We start from the raw sequence: 15,740 nt of genomic DNA on the forward strand, positions 1-15,740 counted from the left end.
CATCCCAGTTCCGGAACCCGAATGCCCAGTCCCAAGTCCCGCTCCCGCACCCAGGCCCGCGCCGCCGCGCGCCTCGCCGCCGTCCAGGCGCTCTATCAGCACGAGATGGAGGGGACCGCGATTCCCGCGCTGCTGCATGAGTTCCACCAGCACCGGCTCGGCGCGACGATCGAGGATGCCGAATATCACGACGCCGACGTCTTCTTCTTCGACGACCTCGTGCAGGGGACGATGGCGCGCCGCGCGGAGATCGACGCCGCGGTCGCGGGCAAGCTCGCCGCCGGCTGGTCGCTCGACCGGCTCGACAAGCCGATGCGGCAGATCCTGCGCTGCGGCACTTACGAGCTGATCGCGCGGCCCGACGTGCCGGTGGGCGCGGTCATCAGCGAGTATCTCGACGTGACCGACGCTTTTTACGACCGGCGGGAGAAAGGCTTCGTCAACGGCCTGCTCGACGCGGTTGCCAAGGAAGTGCGCGCGAAGCCCGCCGCCGACTGAACCCAAATCAACGTCGGGGTGTTCTGTGGGGGCAAACGTCCAAAGGAGCCCCCGACCATGAAGCGTTTCCTGATCGCCGCCGTTGCGGCCGCCATGCCGCTCACCGCGATGCCCGCCGCTGCGGCCGCGCCCACCGCGACTGCGATCGCCGCCCCAGTAGAGATGGCGCCCACCGCGCAGCGCCGCGATCGCGACTATCGCTGGAACGGCGACCGTCGCGACTGGGAGCCGAGCCGCAGCTATCGCGAGGGTCGCTATCGCGAGCGTCGCCTCGGTCGCAACGACCGCATCTATCGCGGGCGTGACGGCCGCGCCTATTGCCGCCGCAACGACGGCACCACCGGCCTCGTCGTCGGCGCGGTCGGCGGCGGCGTGCTCGGCAACCTCGTCGGCGGCGGCACGCTCGGCACGCTGCTGGGCGCCGGCGGCGGTGCGCTGCTCGGCCGCGAGATCGACCGCGGCGGCGTCCGCTGCCGCTAATCGAAACCTAGATCGATCGTCGTTGCCGTCGTCCCGGACCGGGGCGGCGGCATCACCATGTTGGCGACAGACGGGTCAAAGCGCGCTAGCACTCGCGCGGTGAACGAAGACGATTTCCTGTCCGCGCTGCGCGGCCTGCCGCTGCACCCCGGCGCGATGAACCTGTCCGACGACGCGGCCCGCCTGTCCGAGTTCGTGTTGACCAAGGACCTGCTGGTCGAGGGGGTGCATTACCTGCCCGGTGACTCGGCGGGCGACGTCGCGTGGAAGCTGATGGCGGTCAACCTTTCCGATCTGGCGGCCAAGGGCGCGGCGCCGGTCGGCGTGCTGCTGGGCTATCCGCTGGGCGAGGATGCTTGGGATCGCGCGTTCCTGAAGGGGCTGCGGGCTGCCTGCGAGGCGTTCGCCTGTCCGCTGCTTGGGGGCGACACGGTCCGCGGGGTGGGGCTGCGCACGCTGTCGCTGACCGCGATCGGGCGCGCCGGGCCCAAGGTGCCGCTGCGCAGCGGCGCACAGGCGGGCCATACGCTGTGGGTCGCCGGCACGATCGGCGATGCGGGCCTCGGCCTTGCCCTCGCGATGAGCGGGATGGGGCCGAGCGTGCTGCTCGACGCCTATCGCCGGCCGATGCCGCTGATCGAGGCGGGCTGCGCGCTCGGCCCCGTCGTCACGGCCATGTGCGACGTGTCCGACGGCCTGCTTATCGACACCGCGCGGATGGCCGCCGCCAGCCAGTGCGGCGCGGTGATCGACCTGTCCTGCATCCCCCGCTCGCCCGCCGCGCGCGAACTGGCGGGATCGAGCCGCGAGGCCCGGCTGGAGGCGGCGACTGCGGGCGACGACTATGCGCTGCTCTTCGCGCTACCCCACGGCACCAGCCCGCCGGTCGAGGCCCGCCGCGTCGGCTGGTTCGAGGCGGGGTTCGGCCTGCGGCTGATCGACGGCGGCGAATCGGTGCCGCTGCCCGCCTCGCTTGGTTGGGAGCATGGGCGGGACTGAGCGGAAACCGCGGCTTGCGTGGCACCGAATCGGCCTATACCCCTGTGGGTTCGGTGACCCGCGGCGGCATCGTATCGGCGCGGGCGCCCCATAGGAGGGGAAGTCAGCGATATGGATATCGTTCTGATTGCCATCGGCTGCGGCGTGCTCGCGGTCCTGTATGGCATCGTTACCGCCGCACAGGTCCTGCGCGCGCCCGCCGGCGACGCCCGGATGCAGGATATCGCTGCCGCGATCCAGGAGGGGGCCAAGGCCTATCTGGGCCGGCAATACCGCACCATCGCCATCGTCGGCGTGATCGTCGCGATCGTCCTGTGGCCGACGCTCGGGGCGCTTTCCACGGTCGGGTTCCTCATCGGCGCGGTGCTCTCGGGGATTGCCGGCTATGTGGGCATGCTGATCTCGGTCCGCGCGAACGTCCGCACGGCAGAGGCGGCGCGCGGCTCGCTTCAGGGTGGGCTCACCATGGCGTTCCGGTCGGGCGCGGTGACTGGGATGCTCGTCGCGGGCCTGGGCCTGCTCGCGATTGCGGGTATCTTCGCCTATCTGATCGGGCCGGGCGGCATGGACCTGTCGGTCGAGGCGGATCGCCGGCATATCGTCGAGGCGCTCACCGCGCTCGCCTTTGGCGCGTCGCTCATCTCGATCTTCGCGCGGCTGGGCGGCGGCATCTTCACCAAGGCCGCCGATGTCGGCGCCGACCTTGTGGGCAAGGTCGAGGCGGGCATCCCGGAGGACGATCCCCGCAACCCCGCCGTGATCGCCGATAACGTGGGCGATAACGTCGGCGACTGCGCGGGCATGGCCGCCGACCTGTTCGAGACGTACGTCGTGACCCTCGGCCTCACCATGGTCTCGATCGCGCTGCTCGTCCCCGCGGCGGGCAACCTCCTGCAACTCATGGCGCTGCCGCTGATCGTCGGCGGCGTGTGCATCGTCACCTCGATCCTCGGCACCTACATGGTCAAGCTCGGCAAGGGCGGGTCGATCATGGGCGCGCTCTACAAGGGGTTCTGGACGACTGCGCTGCTCGCCATTCCGGCCATCTGGCTCGCAACGCAGATGACGCTCGGCGACCTGTCCGCGCCGATCGGCGGGGCCGGCTTCCTTGAAGCGAGCACCGATGCGCTGACGACAGAGGGCGGGCCGCTGCCCGAGGCGGGGCTCAGCTTCACCGGCTGGGACCTGTTCTGGTGCATGATGATCGGGCTCGCCGTCACCGGGCTTCTGGTGTGGATCACCGAATATTACACCGGCACCAACTATCGCCCGGTCAAGTCGATCGCCAAGGCCAGCGTCACCGGCCACGGCACCAACGTCATCCAGGGGCTGGCCATCAGCCTCGAATCGACCGCGCTGCCGACGCTCGTCATCGTCGTCGCGGTGGTGGCGGCGTATCAGCTTGCCGGGATCATCGGCGTCGCCTTTGCCGCGACGGCGCTGCTCGCGCTGGCCGGCATGGTCGTCGCGCTCGACGCTTACGGGCCCGTCACCGACAATGCCGGCGGCATCGCCGAGATGGCGGGCCTGCCCGACGACGTGCGCGGGCGTACCGATGCGCTCGACGCGGTGGGCAATACAACCAAGGCGGTGACAAAGGGCTATGCGATCGGGTCGGCCGCGCTCGCCGCGCTGGTGCTGTTCGGGGCGTATACGACCGACCTCAAAGCGTTCTTCCCCGAGCTGACCGTCGATTTCAGCCTGTCGAACCCTTATGTGATCGTCGGATTGCTGCTCGGCGCCCTGCTGCCCTATCTGTTCGGCGCGTTCGGCATGACTGCGGTCGGCCGCGCGGCGGGTTCGGTGGTGGAGGATGTGCGCGAGCAGTTCCGCTCCAACCCCGGCCTGATGGCGGGCACCAGCCGCCCCGACTATGCCCGCACCGTCGATATCGTCACGCGCGCGGCGATCCGCGAGATGATCATCCCCTCGCTCCTCCCCGTCCTCGCGCCGATCGCGATCTACTTCATCGTGACGGCGGTGGCGGGGCAGGCGCAGGGGTTCGCGGCGCTGGGCGCGATGCTGCTCGGCGTCATCGTCTCGGGCCTGTTCGTCGCGATCTCGATGACGAGCGGCGGCGGCGCGTGGGACAATGCCAAGAAGTACATCGAGGACGGCAATTACGGCGGCAAGGGGTCGGAGGCGCACAAGGCCGCCGTCACCGGCGACACCGTGGGCGATCCGTACAAGGATACCGCCGGCCCCGCGGTCAACCCGATGATCAAGATCACCAACATCGTCGCATTGCTGTTGCTCGCCGCGCTGGCGGGCATGGGCTGACCCGACCGGCCCGCTCCGACAAGGGGCGGGCCGCTTTCTTCGAAGGAAACCGACATGATCGCCGCGCTGACGACGCTCGCCCTCGCTCAAGCGGCCCAGCCGCGGCTCGATCCGCGCACGGCGATCTACGAACTGCGCATCTATCACGCCGCGCCGGGCAAGCTCGATGCGCTGAGCGCCCGGTTCCGTGGACATACGCTCAAGCTGTTCGAGCGGCACGGCATGACCAACGTCGCCTATTGGGTCGAGCAGCCGAACGAGAAGTCGCCCGGCGGCCGCGTCGTCTATGTCCTCGCCTATCCGAGCCGGGAGGCGCGGGAGAAAGCTTGGGCGGCGTTCGGCGCCGACCCCGAATGGCGCGCCGTCGCCGCTGCCTCGGAAGCGAACGGCAAGCTGGTCGAGCGGGTCGAGAGCATCTTCATGACCCAGGCCGATTATTCCCCGCCAATCCGGCTCGTGCGCTAGGAGCGTTCGCGCCGCGGGGGCGTTCAGGCACCGTCATTCAAGGAGCGACGGACCATGAGCATCCTCGGCAAGATCAAGAGCGCGATCTTCGGCAGCGGCGGACCCTTCAGCGACAATTACCTCGGCCACAGCAACAACAAGCCTGCCGCGCCGACGCCTGCATCCGCGCCCGCGGCGCCGCGCCCGGCGCCCGCGCCGGCCCAGCCGACCGCCGCCCCGGCTTCGAATCCGGCCGCGCCCGCCCCGGCGGCGGCGCAGCCTGCCGCCCCGACCCCCGTCGATCCCGAGGCAGCGATCGCGAAAATCGCGCAGGCGAAGGGCAATCCCGACCTTAACTGGAAGACATCGATCGTCGACCTGATGAAGCTGCTCGATCTCGATTCGAGCCTCGCCAACCGCAAGGAACTGGCGACCGAGCTCGGCTATACGGGCGCGACCGACGGCAGTGCCGAAATGAATATCTGGCTGCACCAGGCCGTGATGCGCGAACTGGCCAAGAGCGGCGGGGCGGTGCCCGCGAATCTCAAAGACTGACGACGGCGCGGGGCGCCCGTCGGGGCGCCCCGCTCAATTGCCGTCCGGCACCCATTCGTGATTCTCGACGATCTCCGCCGCCACCGCACGCCCGCGCGCATCGCGAGAGGGGCGGAAGCGGAAGCGCCGCTGGATATAGTCGCAGGTCAGCGCATCGAGCTCGCGCGTGCCGCTCGACCGGGTGACGCGGCAGTCCCGCGCGCGCCCGTCGGGATCGACGCGATAGCGCACGCCGACACGCCCGCCGATCCCCGCATCGGCGAGGTGCGAGGGATAGTCGGCATCGGCGATGTTGCCGCGGATCTGCTCGGGCGGGGTTTCGTCTTCCCAGCCGCCGCCCTCGCCATCGCCCGAACCGCCCGCGCCGAAGCCGTTGCCGACGCCGCCGGCGCCCGTGCCCGGACCGGGCACATCGGCCGCGCCGCTGGTCGCCTGCACCCCCGGCCCCGGCTTCTCCGCGACGGTGACCGGCGGCGGGGGCAGGGGGAGGACGATCATCGGCTTCGGTGCTGTCACCTCGGTCGCCTTCGAGCGCAGGTTGGGCGGTGCGGCCTCCCCCTCCGGCCGCTTGTCGCGGCGCGGCGGGGGGACGACGGGATCGGGCGGCGGCGGCGGTTCGGGGGCCACGTCGAACGTCTTGAGGCTCTCGACCACATGGGACACCGGATCGAAGCCGAGCCCGGTGATCAGCGCCCAGCCGAACAGCCCCGTCGCCGCCAGCGCCGCGACCGCGCCCGGCACCCGTTCCCGTCGATCGACCGCGGCATAAGCCATCGAACCACCCTCGAATTACGCGACAATCCGCCTATATAAGTTTTGCCGCGTGGCATCTGAACCACGGCTGAGGCGTGAAACCGCCGCCGCCGAGCCCCAAGCCGCCGCGGCGCTTTCCTTTTTGACCGTCCGGGCGTATAGGCCCGCGACTTTTGCGAACCCCGTGAGGACTGCGTTTGGCCAAGGAAGAACTGCTCGAAATGCGCGGGCGCGTGGTGGAATTGCTCCCCAACGCGATGTTCCGCGTCCGGCTCGAGAACGATCACGAAATTCTCGGGCACACCGCGGGCAAGATGCGCAAGAACCGCATCCGCGTGCTCGTCGGCGACGAGGTGCTGGTCGAGCTGACCCCCTACGACCTCACCAAGGGTCGCATCACCTATCGCTTCATGCCCGGTCGCGGCGGCCCCGGCCCGTCGTCGTCCTGATCCCCGCCTGACGATCCTGTCCGTGCCGCTCGTGCTCGCCTCGACGTCGCCGCGGCGACGGGACCTGCTCGCGCGCATCGGCGCGGTACCGTCGCGCGTCGCCGCGCCCGACATCGACGAATCGCCGTTGAAGGGCGAGCTGCCGCGCCCCTATGCGCTGCGGCTGGCCGAGGCCAAGGCGCGCGCGGTGGACCGCGCCGCCGATGAGGTGGTCATCGCCGGCGACACCACGATCGCGGTCGGCCGCCGCATCCTGCCCCCCGCCGAGACGCCCGAGATCCAGCGTGACCTGCTTCGCCTGCTGTCGGGCCGCCGTCACCACGCGCTGTCCGCGGTCTGCGTCATCGACGCGAGCGGCCGTGCGCGAACGCGTCTGTCCGACACGATCGTCGCATTCAAGCGGCTGACCGATGTCGAGATCGAGGCGTACATCGCCTGCGGCGAGGGGCTGGGCAAGGCGGGCGGCTATGCCATCCAGGGCCGGGCCGAGGCGTTCGTCCGCTTCCTGTCGGGTAGCCATTCGGGCGTCATCGGCCTGCCGCTCTACGACACGCGCGCATTGCTCGAGAGCGCCGGCGTCCCCCTTGGCTGAATGGATCTACGAGGCGGGGATCGGTGAGGCGCGCGCCGCGCTCGTCTCGCGCGGGCGCATCTGGAAGGCGCGGATCGAGGTGGACGGACCTGAGCCGCGCGACGGGATGGTCGCCCGCGCCCGCCTGGTCGAGCGAAACGGCCCCCGCACCGGCAAGGTCGCGCTGCCGGGCAAGCTGGGCGAGGCGCTGGTCGAGCCGCTGCCCCCCGGTATCACCCAGGGCGCATCGCTGACCGTGCGCATCGTGCGCGAGGCGATCATCGAGCGCGGCCGCCGCCGCCTGCCCAAGGCGGTGCCGTCAGATGGCCCGCTGCAACCCGGCCCGACGCTGCGCGATCGCATCGCCGCGACCGGCATCCCCGTCGTCGAGCTCCGCGCGCACCAGCCCGACGCGTTGGAGGCGACAGGCTGGTCCGAAGTCATCGACGAGGCGATCGCCGGCGACATCGCCTTTCCCGGCGGCTGGCTGCGCATGGCGGTGACGCCAGCGATGACGCTGTTCGATGTCGACGGCCCGCCGCCGCATGGCCCCCTATCGATCGCCGCCGCGCATGCCGCGGCGCAGGCGATCGAGCGGCACGGGATCGGCGGCTCGATCGGCATCGACTTCCCGACGCTCGCCAACAAGGCCGAGCGCGTGGCTGCTGCCGCCGCGCTGGACGCCGCGCTGCCCCAGCCGTTCGAGCGAACCGCGATCAACGGCTTCGGCTTCCTTCAGGTCGTGCGCCGCCGCACCCGTGCCTCGCTGCCCGAGGTGATCCTCGCCGATCCCGTGGGCCACGCCGCCCGCGCGGCGCTGCGCATCGCCGAGCGGGTTCCGCCGCCGGTGCCCGATACCCATATCGTCCCCGAACCCGTGGCGCGCTGGCTGGCGCGCCGCCCCGACCTGATCGATGAACTGGCGCGGCGAACCGGCGTGGCCGCGCGGTTCGTCGCCGAGGAGCCACGATGACCAAGTCCAAGGGCTGCCCGATCTGCGATCGCCCCGCCAGCGCCGAGCACGCGCCCTTCTGCTCACAGGGGTGCCGCGACCGCGACCTGTTGCAATGGCTGGGCGAGGGCTATCGCCTGCCCGGCCGCCCCGTCGATCCGATGGAGATTGATGGGCTGGACAGGGGCGATTCGCCCGACTAAGAGGCGCGCTCCCAGCGGCGCTCCAAGGCCGCGGACCCGTGCCCGGGTAGCTCAGTTGGTAGAGCATGCGACTGAAAATCGCAGTGTCGGCGGTTCGACTCCGTCCCCGGGCACCACTTTCCGAATAACGACATATCCCGCAGCCTGATCAGCGCAGGGCTGGAGCATGGTCCGATTGACCGAGCATCGGCTATGATCGGGATCAATATTTCGTTCGGGACCCGAATCGAGCATCGCAACGTTCTCGTTTTTCAAGGAAAACGGGGGCAGGCATGCACATCGTCCATCTTGCCCTGGGCGGTTGCCTGAAGGCGCCGCCGATCAAGTACGGCATCACCGCCGATACGGGCGGGCACATCGCCTATGTCATCGACGCTGCGCTCGCGCAGGCGCGGCTGCGCTGGGTGGAGCAGGTGACGATCGTCACGCGCCGCTTCACCGATGCGAGATTGGGCGCCGTCCACGGCGCCGCGACGGAGCCGGTTGCGCCCGGCGTTGCCATTCGACGGATCGCCACCCCGAGCCCCGGCTATCTCGAAAAGGAAGCGCTCGCGGCCGAGTTGCCGGCCTTTGTCGAGGCGTTCTGCGCCTATCTGGATGCGCTCGATCGCCGCCCCGACGTCATCCACGCTCATTTCGCCGATGCCGCAGCGGTCGCGGCGGAGGCCGAGCGCCGTTTCGGCATCCCCTTTGTCTACACGCCGCACGCGCTGGGCATCGACAAGCAGCGGCAGGGGCTGGAGTGCCCCGGCCTTGCCGCGCGGATCGAAGGCGAGCGGGCGGCGATCCGGGGCGCTTCGGCGGTCATCGTCTCCACGCGGGAAGAGGCATCGCGGCAGGTCGGCGGCTATGGCATGGCACCGGGTACGCGGGTGCATGTCGTCGCGCCCGGGGTGCCCGCGCGGCATGGCGACACAGGCTCGGCGATCACCGACCGGCTCGGCGAGTGGCTGAGCGATCCGGACAAGCCGATCATCCTCGCGATCGCCCGCCCGGTGGCGAAGAAGAATCTTGCCGCGCTCCTTCGCGCCTATGCCGGCGATGCGGCGCTGCGCGAGGCGGCGAACCTCGTGATCCTCGCCGGACAGCACGACCATGCGAGCGATGAGGAAGCGGCAGTGCTGGACGCACTCCGCGCGCTTGCCGGCCGGCCGTCGTTGGCGGGTCGGATTGCGCTGCCGCCGCGCCACGATGCGGGCGACGTGGCGGCGCTCTATGCGCGGGCGGCGGCGGGCGGGCTTTTCGTCAATCCGGCGCTCCACGAACCGTTCGGGCTGACGCTGCTCGAGGCGGCAGCGGCGGGCGTCCCCATCGTCGCGACGAACCGCGGCGGCGCGGCGGAGATCGTCGCGACGATCGGCCACGGCCTGTCCGTCGATCCGACCGACGAGGCGGCGCTCGCCGCGGCGATGCGCGCGATCCTGTGCAACCGCGCGCGGCACCGCGGCTTTGCCGAGGCGGGACGGCGCGGCGTCGGAACGTATGACTGGGATCGGTACGCCGCCGGGTCGGTGTCGATCTATGCCGACCTGGCCGAGCCCGGGCTGCTCGCCTGCGACATCGACAATACGCTCACCGGCAGCCGCGCCGCTGCCGCTGCCTTCGCCGCGTGGCGCGGTGCCTCGTCGCTGCCGTTCGTCGTGGCGACGGGGCGCAGCCTGCCGATGGCGCGGACGATCCTGTCGCGCTGGGGCTTGCCGGTGCCCGATGCCTTCATCGTCGATGTGGGCACGCGGATCATGCTGCCCGACGGGCGCGGCGGCTGGCGCGAGTGCGAGGATTATGCGGCGGCGCTGGACGAGGGGTGGGACCGCGGCGCGGTGGAGGCTGCGCTTGCCCCGCTCGACCTCGATGCGCAGCCGCCCGAGACCGCGGGGCCGCACAAGCTGAGCTATTTCGGCGGTGCGGGCGACGCGACGCGCATGCGCGGCGCGCTCGCGGCAGCGCGCGTGCGCGCGCAGGTGATCTTCTCGCACGGCCGCCTGATCGACGTGATCGCGGCCACGGGAGGCAAGGCGCGGGCGATCGCCGCCTATGCGGCGCGCACCGGTTTGGCCCTGGCGCAGTGCGTCGCCGCCGGGGACAGCGGCAACGATATCGACATGCTGACCGCGTGCGGCCATGCGATCGTCGTCGGCAATGCGGGCGACGAACTCGCCGTTCTGCCCGACCGGCCGGGGCTCTACCGCGCGGCGGCCTGCCATGCCGATGGTGTGATCGAGGGGCTGGCGCGGCTTGGCCTCGCTGCCTTGCCCATCGCGAAGGTCGCATGATGCGGCCTTTTGGTTACTTCGTCCATCATCAGGGGCGCGGCCATGCCGAGCGGTTGGCGGCGATCGCCAATGCGCTGCCCACGGCGCGCCCGCTCACCGTCTTTTGCGCGCGGGACGATATCTTCCCGGCGCTGCCCGGCCATGTCGAGATCGTGAAGCTTCCCTCGCTGTTCGAACCGACGGGCGAGGAGAGCGGCGGCATGGACTGGGTGCCCACGCCGCAGACGCTGCACTGCGCGCCGCTCGGCTGGCCGGGCATCCGCCGGGCGATGGCGGTGATGACCGACTGGTTCGACCGCGCCGACCCTGCGCTCATGGTCAGCGATGTGTCGGCCGAGGTGGCGCAGCTCGCGCGCATCTGCTCGGTCCCGCACGTGAAGGTGCTCCAGCACGGCGACCGCGGCGATGCGGGGCATCGGGCGGCCTATGACGGGGCGGCGGGGTTGCTCGCGCCGTTCCATGCCGCGCTGGCGCAGCCCGAGTGGACGCCCGAATGGCGGGCCAAGACGTGTTTCGCCGGGGGGCTGGGCGTCGATACGCGCGTGCCCGAGCGGGAAGTCGCGCGGCAGCGGATCGGCGTGGCCGCGGGCGAGGAGATGATCCTCGTCCTGTCGGGCGGCGGCGGCGCGGGGTTCGCACAGGCTCCGATCGGCGTCGGCGCACGTTCGAGGCCCGGCGCGCGCTGGATCACGATCGGCAACGTCCAGCGCGACTGGCACGCCACCGAGCCCGCCAATGTCGAGCATCGCGGCTGGGTCGAGGATGCGGCGGACCATATCGCCGCCGCCGACCTGATCGTCGCGTCGACGGGCAACACTACCTGCCAGCAGATCCTCGCCGCCGGCCGGCCCTGGCTGGCGGTGCCCGAATGGCGCTATTTCGACGAGCAGCATGCCAAGGCGGCGGCGCTGGCCGCTGCGGGGGCGGCGACGGTGCGCCCCCATCTGCCCGCCTCGGCGCACGCCTGGACCGCCGCGCTCGCCGAGACGCTCGGCAACCATCGCCCCGCCGTTCAGCAGGCGATGATCGACGACGACCCGGCCGAGCGCGTCGCCTTCTGGCTCGAAACGCTCGCCGAGCGCCTTTGGAACCCTGAGCCCGCACCACAGACCACCCCCGACGATGGAGCCCTGATCCGATGAACAGCCTTTCGGTCGTCACGCTTGCCAGCGGCCGGCCCGATCACCTGACCAACGTCGTCGAGGGGCTTTGCCGGCAGACGCAGCAGCCGGCCGAACTGATCGTCGCGGTGATGCAGGACGCGCTCTATACGTTGCCCGAAGCACCGTTCCCCACCCGCCAGATCCACATTCTCGCCGACGAGCTGCCGCTCGCGGCCGCGCGTAATGCCGCTGCGGCGACTGCGGTGGGGGAGGGGCTGGTGTTCCTCGACATGGACTGCATCCCGACGCCCGACCTCGTCGCCGACTATGCCGCGGGCCTCGCCGAACTCGACGGGCTCATCATGGGGGAGGTCATGTACCTGCCCGGCGGCGCGACGGCGGGCGCGTGGACCTACGAGGGGTTCGCCGCGGTGGCGGAGCGGCATTCGGACCGCCGCGGGCCACCGCCCTCGGGGATCGAGATCTGCGCCGACTATCGCTGCTTCTGGTCGCTCAACTTCGCGATGCGCCGCGCGACCTTCCTCGCCACCGGCGGCTTCGACGAGCGCTATGCCGGCTATGGCGGCGAGGATACCGACTTCGGCAAGACGATCAGCCTGGCGGGCGTGCCGATCGCGTGGATCAAGGGCGCGCTCGCCTATCACCAGTACCACCCGCACCACATGCCGCCGGTCCACCATCTCGACAGCGTGGTGCGCAATGCCGAGCTGTTCGAGGCGAAGTGGGGATACCGGACGATGGGCCACTGGCTCCACGCGTTCCGCCTGATGGGGCTGGTTGACGACACCCCCGGCCAGCCGATCCGCATCCTGCGCCGCCCCGACGAGGCTGACCGCGCGCTCACCGGCCAGCAGAGCCACATGCCCTATGCCAATTCCGCGCGCGTCCTGCGCCAGCTTCAGGCCGAGGCGTTGCAGGTCACCACGGTGACGGTCGCCGCGTGAGGATCGCCGTCCTCGCGCACCTTCGCCAGCCGATCGCCGAGCCGTTCGCCGGCGGCATGGAATCGCATTGCTGGCATCTGGTGCGCGGACTGGCGGCACGCGGGCACGAGGTGGTGCTGTTCGCCTCTGGCGACAGCGACGCGGCGTTCGCGATCGATCCCGTGCTCGCCAAGCATTACGAGCGTGCCTTTCCCTGGGATGTCTATCGCGGGTCGGCGGTGCTGACCGGCTATCTCGACGCCGCATACGGCGCGGCATGCGACCGGATCGCGCGCGGCGCTTTCGACGTCGTCCACAACAACAGCCTTCACCGCTTCCCGCTGGAGCCGCGGCGGACGGCGGCGGTGCCGACGGTCACCTCGCTCCACGTGCCGCCCTATGACGCGCTCCACTGGTTCGTGCGGGCGAGTGCGGCGCCCGGTCACCGGCTGACGGTCACATCGGCGCGGCAACTGGACGCCTGGTGGCCGGAGGGGGCACCGGCGGAGGCATCGGTGCTCCACAACGGCATCGACCCCGATCGCTGGCCGTTCGTCCCCATGGGCAATGGCGAGGCGGTGTGGTGCGGGCGGATCACCCCGAACAAGGGCGCGCACCACGCCATCGACGCGGCGCGGCGGGCGGGCGTGCCCCTCACGCTGTTCGGCGCGATCGAGGATGCCGATTACTGGGCGGCGGAGGTCGAGCCCCGCCTCGGCCCCGCAATCCGCTATGGCGGGCACCTGCGCGGCGCGGCGCTGGCAGCGGAAGTGGGCCGCGCATCGGTCTTCGTGTTCACGCCCTGCTGGGACGAGCCCTTCGGCCTCGTCGCGATCGAGGCGATGGCCTGCGGGCTTCCCGTCGCCGCGTTCGACATGGGCGCTGCGGCCGAAGTGGTGGGCGAAGGCGGGGTGGTCGTTCCGCCCGGCGACGTCGCCGCACTGGCCCGCGCGATCGGCGAAGCGGCGGCGATCCCGCGCGCGGTGCCGCATGCGCGGGTCCGCCGCTGCTTCACGCACGACCGCTGGCTCGACGGCTGCGAATCGCTCTATCGACAGGTCGCCACAACCGAGCGCGAACCTGCGTTCGCCTGACGCGTCGCGGTCCGATTTGAAAGCGGCGCCCGCGCGTCGTATATGCGTGCGATGGTCACGGTTCTCGATCACGACATTCAGGGCGATTGCGTCCAGGCGCAGAAGGGCCGCCCGCGCGGTTTCTGCACCGACACCGCGCTGGCCGCGGCGCTGCGTGTGTTCTGGACCAAGGGCTATGAAGGCGCCTCGATCAGCGACCTCACTGAGGCGATGGGGATCACCCGGCCGAGCATGTATGCCGCGTTCGGCAACAAGGAATCGCTCTTCCGCCACGCACTCGACCTCTACGAGCGCGAGAAGCTCGACTATATCGGCCGTGCGCTCGCCGCCCCCACCGCGCGCGGCGTTGCCGAGCGGATGATGCGCGGCGGGATCGAGACGCAGACCAGCGACTGCGCGGCCAAGGGCTGCCTCAGCGTCATCTCCAGCCTGCCCTGCGGCGACGATGCGCAGGCAATTCGGGAGGAAGTGATCGCGCGCCGCGCCTCCTCGCACGCAGCGATGCTCGCCCGGTTCGAGCGCGCGCAGGCCGAGGGCGATTTCGGCGCCGACATCGCGCCCGACGATCTCATCCACTACCTGTTCGCCGTGCTTCAGGGCCTGGCGGTGCAGGCGAGCGCGGGCGTCCCGCGCGAGCAGCTTGCCCGGACCGTCGACTTCACGCTCGACATCTGGCCGACGCGCTGAACTTTTTTCTGTACCGGGCGGTACAGAACGATTGACGGCGACTGAATGAACTTCTATACCGCTTGGTATGGAAGTCGGGATCGACCCTCCTTCCACCATCGAAAAGGCGGCGACGTTCGGCGGCGCGCGAGCTATGCGGTTCGCGGCGGGGCTGTGCGGCCGGGTTCAGGGAAGGACGGTTCATGGCATATCTCGCTTTCGCCGAAGTGGCAGCCGGCAGCGCCGCTGCTCCTGCGCCCGCCAGCTTCCGCGCGAAGCCCGCGTTCAGCCCGCTCGAATGGTCGGTCGTCGCACTTGCGCGCCGGGACAAGGTGGCATCGCTGCGTGAGCCGGGCCGCGTCGCGGTCGCGATGGGCGTCCTGTTCGGCGAGCGGCCCAACCCGCGCCTCGCCGATCCGAAGCTAGAGGCACTGCGCCGAATGGCGGTGCTGAGCTGGCGGCACGGGTATGAGGTCGACACCTCCGAGATCCGCCGGTTCGTCGATGCGGGTTATGACCTCCGCCAGTACGAGCTCATGGTCGACAGCATCGCCGCCGACAACGCCCGCGCCTCGGGCAAGCGCCGCGCCGCCTGAACCCCTTGCCCTGACGGCCGAAGCGGGGCAGGCGGGTGTCATGCTCGTCGAGATCGGCCGCTACAATCGCATCGAAGCCCATGTCGTCGTCGGCGCGCTGGAGGCCGCGGGCATCCCCGCGATCGGCTTCGACGGCGAGATGAGCCTGGGGGAGGGCAGCGCCTTCCTCATCCCCGTCCGCGTCATGGTCGACGCCGACGACGAGCGCGAAGCCCGCGCCGTGATCGCCGAGGCGCTGGAAGGCTAGCTCCCTTTTGCTCCCCTCTCTGGAAGAGAGGGGCTGGGGGTTGGTAGGCCCGTCGTCTGGCGGCACCCACCCCATCGGCCAACCCACCTCAACCCCTCCCTGCCAGGGAGGGGCTTTGCACATCGGCACGGCCCCTCACCTGCCTCAAAAACAGGCAGCTTCTCGCGGCTGCACAAATTTCACACTTCCGTAACGAAGTTTCGTTGCCGCAGGCGCCCGTAACCCGGGTTTTTCGCGTTTGGCACGCGCCTTGCGAAGTTGACCCCGGGACACAGCCAGGGGGCGCCATGAAACTCGTCATCGCCATCATCAAACCGTTCAAGCTCGACGAGGTGCGTGAGGCGCTCACCGAAATCGGCGTGGCGGGCATGACCGTCAGCGAAGTGAAGGGCTTCGGCCGCCAGAAGGGTCAGACCGAAATCTATCGCGGCGCCGAATACTCCACGAACATGGTGCCCAAGATCAAGGTCGAGGTCGTCTGCGCCTCCGACCTCGCCCCGCGCGTGGTCGAGGCGGTGCAGGCCGCCGCCAACACCGGCGCGATCGGCGACGGCAAGATCTTCGTGCTCGACGTCGGACAGGCGGTTCGCATCCGCACCGGCGAAACCGACCAGACCGCGCTTTGAAGGGGGG

General features: G+C 70.4%; 19 protein-coding genes and 1 tRNA gene. 19 read left to right on the top strand and 1 reads right to left on the bottom strand.

What is annotated here, in order from left to right; genetic code table 11:
• Positions 1–21 precede the first annotated feature (21 nt).
• From nusB to FHR19_RS00730, 6 genes are all read left to right on the top strand, one after another.
• A complete protein-coding gene (gene nusB / locus FHR19_RS00705) occupies positions 22–498 on the top strand; it encodes a transcription antitermination factor NusB (protein WP_184023312.1) in 477 nt (158 codons plus the stop codon).
• Positions 499–555: 57 nt separating this feature from the next.
• The gene (locus FHR19_RS00710) at positions 556–978 is read left to right on the top strand and encodes a glycine zipper 2TM domain-containing protein (protein ID WP_184023314.1); all 423 of its coding nucleotides are present in this window, start codon (positions 556–558) and stop codon (positions 976–978) included.
• A gap of 99 nt (positions 979–1,077) precedes the next feature.
• Entirely contained in the window at positions 1,078–1,977 is a 900-nt protein-coding gene (thiL, locus tag FHR19_RS00715; RefSeq protein WP_184023315.1) for a thiamine-phosphate kinase, read from the top strand.
• 111 nt (positions 1,978–2,088) lie between these two features.
• Positions 2,089–4,257, top strand: a complete 2,169-nt coding sequence (locus FHR19_RS00720; protein WP_184023316.1) for a sodium-translocating pyrophosphatase — start codon at positions 2,089–2,091, stop codon at positions 4,255–4,257.
• A 54-nt stretch (positions 4,258–4,311) separates the two neighbouring features.
• A complete protein-coding gene (locus tag FHR19_RS00725) occupies positions 4,312–4,722 on the top strand; it encodes an NIPSNAP family protein (RefSeq protein ID WP_184023317.1) in 411 nt (136 codons plus the stop codon).
• Between the two features lie 54 nt (positions 4,723–4,776).
• Positions 4,777–5,256: a DUF3597 domain-containing protein gene (locus FHR19_RS00730; RefSeq protein WP_184023318.1), complete on the top strand. Its 480-nt coding sequence runs from the start codon at positions 4,777–4,779 to the stop codon at positions 5,254–5,256.
• Positions 5,257–5,289: 33 nt separating this feature from the next.
• Here the strand turns inward: FHR19_RS00730 and FHR19_RS00735 are convergent, their stop codons facing one another.
• Complete coding sequence (locus FHR19_RS00735) at positions 5,290–6,030, bottom strand: energy transducer TonB (RefSeq protein ID WP_184023319.1); 741 nt, start codon at positions 6,028–6,030, stop codon at positions 5,290–5,292.
• Positions 6,031–6,206: 176 nt separating this feature from the next.
• On the opposite strand from FHR19_RS00735, the gene infA reads away from it, so the two are divergent.
• From infA to FHR19_RS00800, 13 genes are all read left to right on the top strand, one after another.
• Positions 6,207–6,458 carry a translation initiation factor IF-1 gene (gene infA / locus FHR19_RS00740; protein ID WP_096342836.1) on the top strand — a complete coding sequence of 84 codons (252 nt, stop codon included), beginning with the start codon at positions 6,207–6,209 and terminating at the stop codon, positions 6,456–6,458.
• Positions 6,459–6,480: 22 nt separating this feature from the next.
• Complete coding sequence (locus FHR19_RS00745) at positions 6,481–7,050, top strand: Maf family nucleotide pyrophosphatase (protein WP_184023320.1); 570 nt, start codon at positions 6,481–6,483, stop codon at positions 7,048–7,050.
• Positions 7,043–8,002 (top strand): ribonuclease, encoded by a 960-nt coding sequence (locus FHR19_RS00750; RefSeq protein ID WP_184023321.1) that lies wholly within the window; start codon positions 7,043–7,045, stop codon positions 8,000–8,002. The genes FHR19_RS00745 and FHR19_RS00750 overlap by 8 nt, the downstream gene beginning before the upstream one ends.
• Complete coding sequence (locus FHR19_RS00755; RefSeq protein WP_184023323.1) at positions 7,999–8,184, top strand: DNA gyrase inhibitor YacG; 186 nt, start codon at positions 7,999–8,001, stop codon at positions 8,182–8,184. The genes FHR19_RS00750 and FHR19_RS00755 overlap by 4 nt, the downstream gene beginning before the upstream one ends.
• Positions 8,185–8,224: 40 nt before the next feature.
• Positions 8,225–8,300 (top strand) — tRNA-Phe (locus FHR19_RS00760).
• Between the two features lie 156 nt (positions 8,301–8,456).
• Positions 8,457–10,457 (top strand): HAD family hydrolase, encoded by a 2,001-nt coding sequence (locus FHR19_RS00765; protein ID WP_184023325.1) that lies wholly within the window; start codon positions 8,457–8,459, stop codon positions 10,455–10,457.
• Positions 10,454–11,599, top strand: coding sequence for a glycosyltransferase (locus tag FHR19_RS00770; RefSeq protein WP_184023326.1), 1,146 nt, complete (start codon positions 10,454–10,456; stop codon positions 11,597–11,599). Before FHR19_RS00765 ends, FHR19_RS00770 begins: the two co-directional genes overlap by 4 nt.
• A complete protein-coding gene (locus tag FHR19_RS00775; RefSeq protein ID WP_184023327.1) occupies positions 11,596–12,525 on the top strand; it encodes a galactosyltransferase-related protein in 930 nt (309 codons plus the stop codon). Before FHR19_RS00770 ends, FHR19_RS00775 begins: the two co-directional genes overlap by 4 nt.
• Positions 12,522–13,598, top strand: a complete 1,077-nt coding sequence (locus FHR19_RS00780) for a glycosyltransferase (RefSeq protein WP_184023328.1) — start codon at positions 12,522–12,524, stop codon at positions 13,596–13,598. The genes FHR19_RS00775 and FHR19_RS00780 overlap by 4 nt, the downstream gene beginning before the upstream one ends.
• A 51-nt stretch (positions 13,599–13,649) precedes the next feature.
• Positions 13,650–14,285, top strand: coding sequence for a TetR/AcrR family transcriptional regulator (locus FHR19_RS00785; RefSeq protein ID WP_184023329.1), 636 nt, complete (start codon positions 13,650–13,652; stop codon positions 14,283–14,285).
• Positions 14,286–14,467: 182 nt separating this feature from the next.
• Positions 14,468–14,860, top strand: a complete 393-nt coding sequence (locus FHR19_RS00790) for a hypothetical protein (protein ID WP_184023331.1) — start codon at positions 14,468–14,470, stop codon at positions 14,858–14,860.
• A gap of 40 nt (positions 14,861–14,900) precedes the next feature.
• Positions 14,901–15,107, top strand: coding sequence for a putative signal transducing protein (locus FHR19_RS00795; protein ID WP_184023333.1), 207 nt, complete (start codon positions 14,901–14,903; stop codon positions 15,105–15,107).
• Positions 15,108–15,394: 287 nt separating this feature from the next.
• On the top strand, positions 15,395–15,733 hold the full coding sequence (locus FHR19_RS00800) for a P-II family nitrogen regulator (protein WP_096342826.1): 339 nt from the start codon (positions 15,395–15,397) through the stop codon (positions 15,731–15,733).
• Positions 15,734–15,740 lie beyond the last annotated feature (7 nt).

The sequence above is a fragment of the Sphingomonas yantingensis genome (genome assembly GCF_014199325.1).
GTDB classification, from domain to species: Bacteria; Pseudomonadota; Alphaproteobacteria; order Sphingomonadales; family Sphingomonadaceae; genus Sphingomonas; species Sphingomonas yantingensis.

Excerpts from the sequence above, each read along its gene's own strand:
- nusB (WP_184023312.1), top strand. The coding sequence starts at position 22 with ATGCCCAGTCCCAAGTCCCGCTCCCGCACCCAGGCCCGCGCCGCCGCG.
- FHR19_RS00710 (WP_184023314.1), top strand. The coding sequence starts at position 556 with ATGAAGCGTTTCCTGATCGCCGCCGTTGCGGCCGCCATGCCGCTCACC.
- FHR19_RS00720 (WP_184023316.1), top strand. The coding sequence starts at position 2,089 with ATGGATATCGTTCTGATTGCCATCGGCTGCGGCGTGCTCGCGGTCCTG.
- FHR19_RS00725 (WP_184023317.1), top strand. The coding sequence starts at position 4,312 with ATGATCGCCGCGCTGACGACGCTCGCCCTCGCTCAAGCGGCCCAGCCG.
- FHR19_RS00730 (WP_184023318.1), top strand. The coding sequence starts at position 4,777 with ATGAGCATCCTCGGCAAGATCAAGAGCGCGATCTTCGGCAGCGGCGGA.
- FHR19_RS00735 (WP_184023319.1), bottom strand. The coding sequence starts at position 6,030 with ATGGCTTATGCCGCGGTCGATCGACGGGAACGGGTGCCGGGCGCGGTC.
- FHR19_RS00755 (WP_184023323.1), top strand. The coding sequence starts at position 7,999 with ATGACCAAGTCCAAGGGCTGCCCGATCTGCGATCGCCCCGCCAGCGCC.
- FHR19_RS00765 (WP_184023325.1), top strand. The coding sequence starts at position 8,457 with ATGCACATCGTCCATCTTGCCCTGGGCGGTTGCCTGAAGGCGCCGCCG.
- FHR19_RS00770 (WP_184023326.1), top strand. The coding sequence starts at position 10,454 with ATGATGCGGCCTTTTGGTTACTTCGTCCATCATCAGGGGCGCGGCCAT.
- FHR19_RS00775 (WP_184023327.1), top strand. The coding sequence starts at position 11,596 with ATGAACAGCCTTTCGGTCGTCACGCTTGCCAGCGGCCGGCCCGATCAC.
- FHR19_RS00785 (WP_184023329.1), top strand. The coding sequence starts at position 13,650 with ATGGTCACGGTTCTCGATCACGACATTCAGGGCGATTGCGTCCAGGCG.
- FHR19_RS00790 (WP_184023331.1), top strand. The coding sequence starts at position 14,468 with ATGGCATATCTCGCTTTCGCCGAAGTGGCAGCCGGCAGCGCCGCTGCT.
- FHR19_RS00795 (WP_184023333.1), top strand. The coding sequence starts at position 14,901 with ATGCTCGTCGAGATCGGCCGCTACAATCGCATCGAAGCCCATGTCGTC.
- FHR19_RS00800 (WP_096342826.1), top strand. The coding sequence starts at position 15,395 with ATGAAACTCGTCATCGCCATCATCAAACCGTTCAAGCTCGACGAGGTG.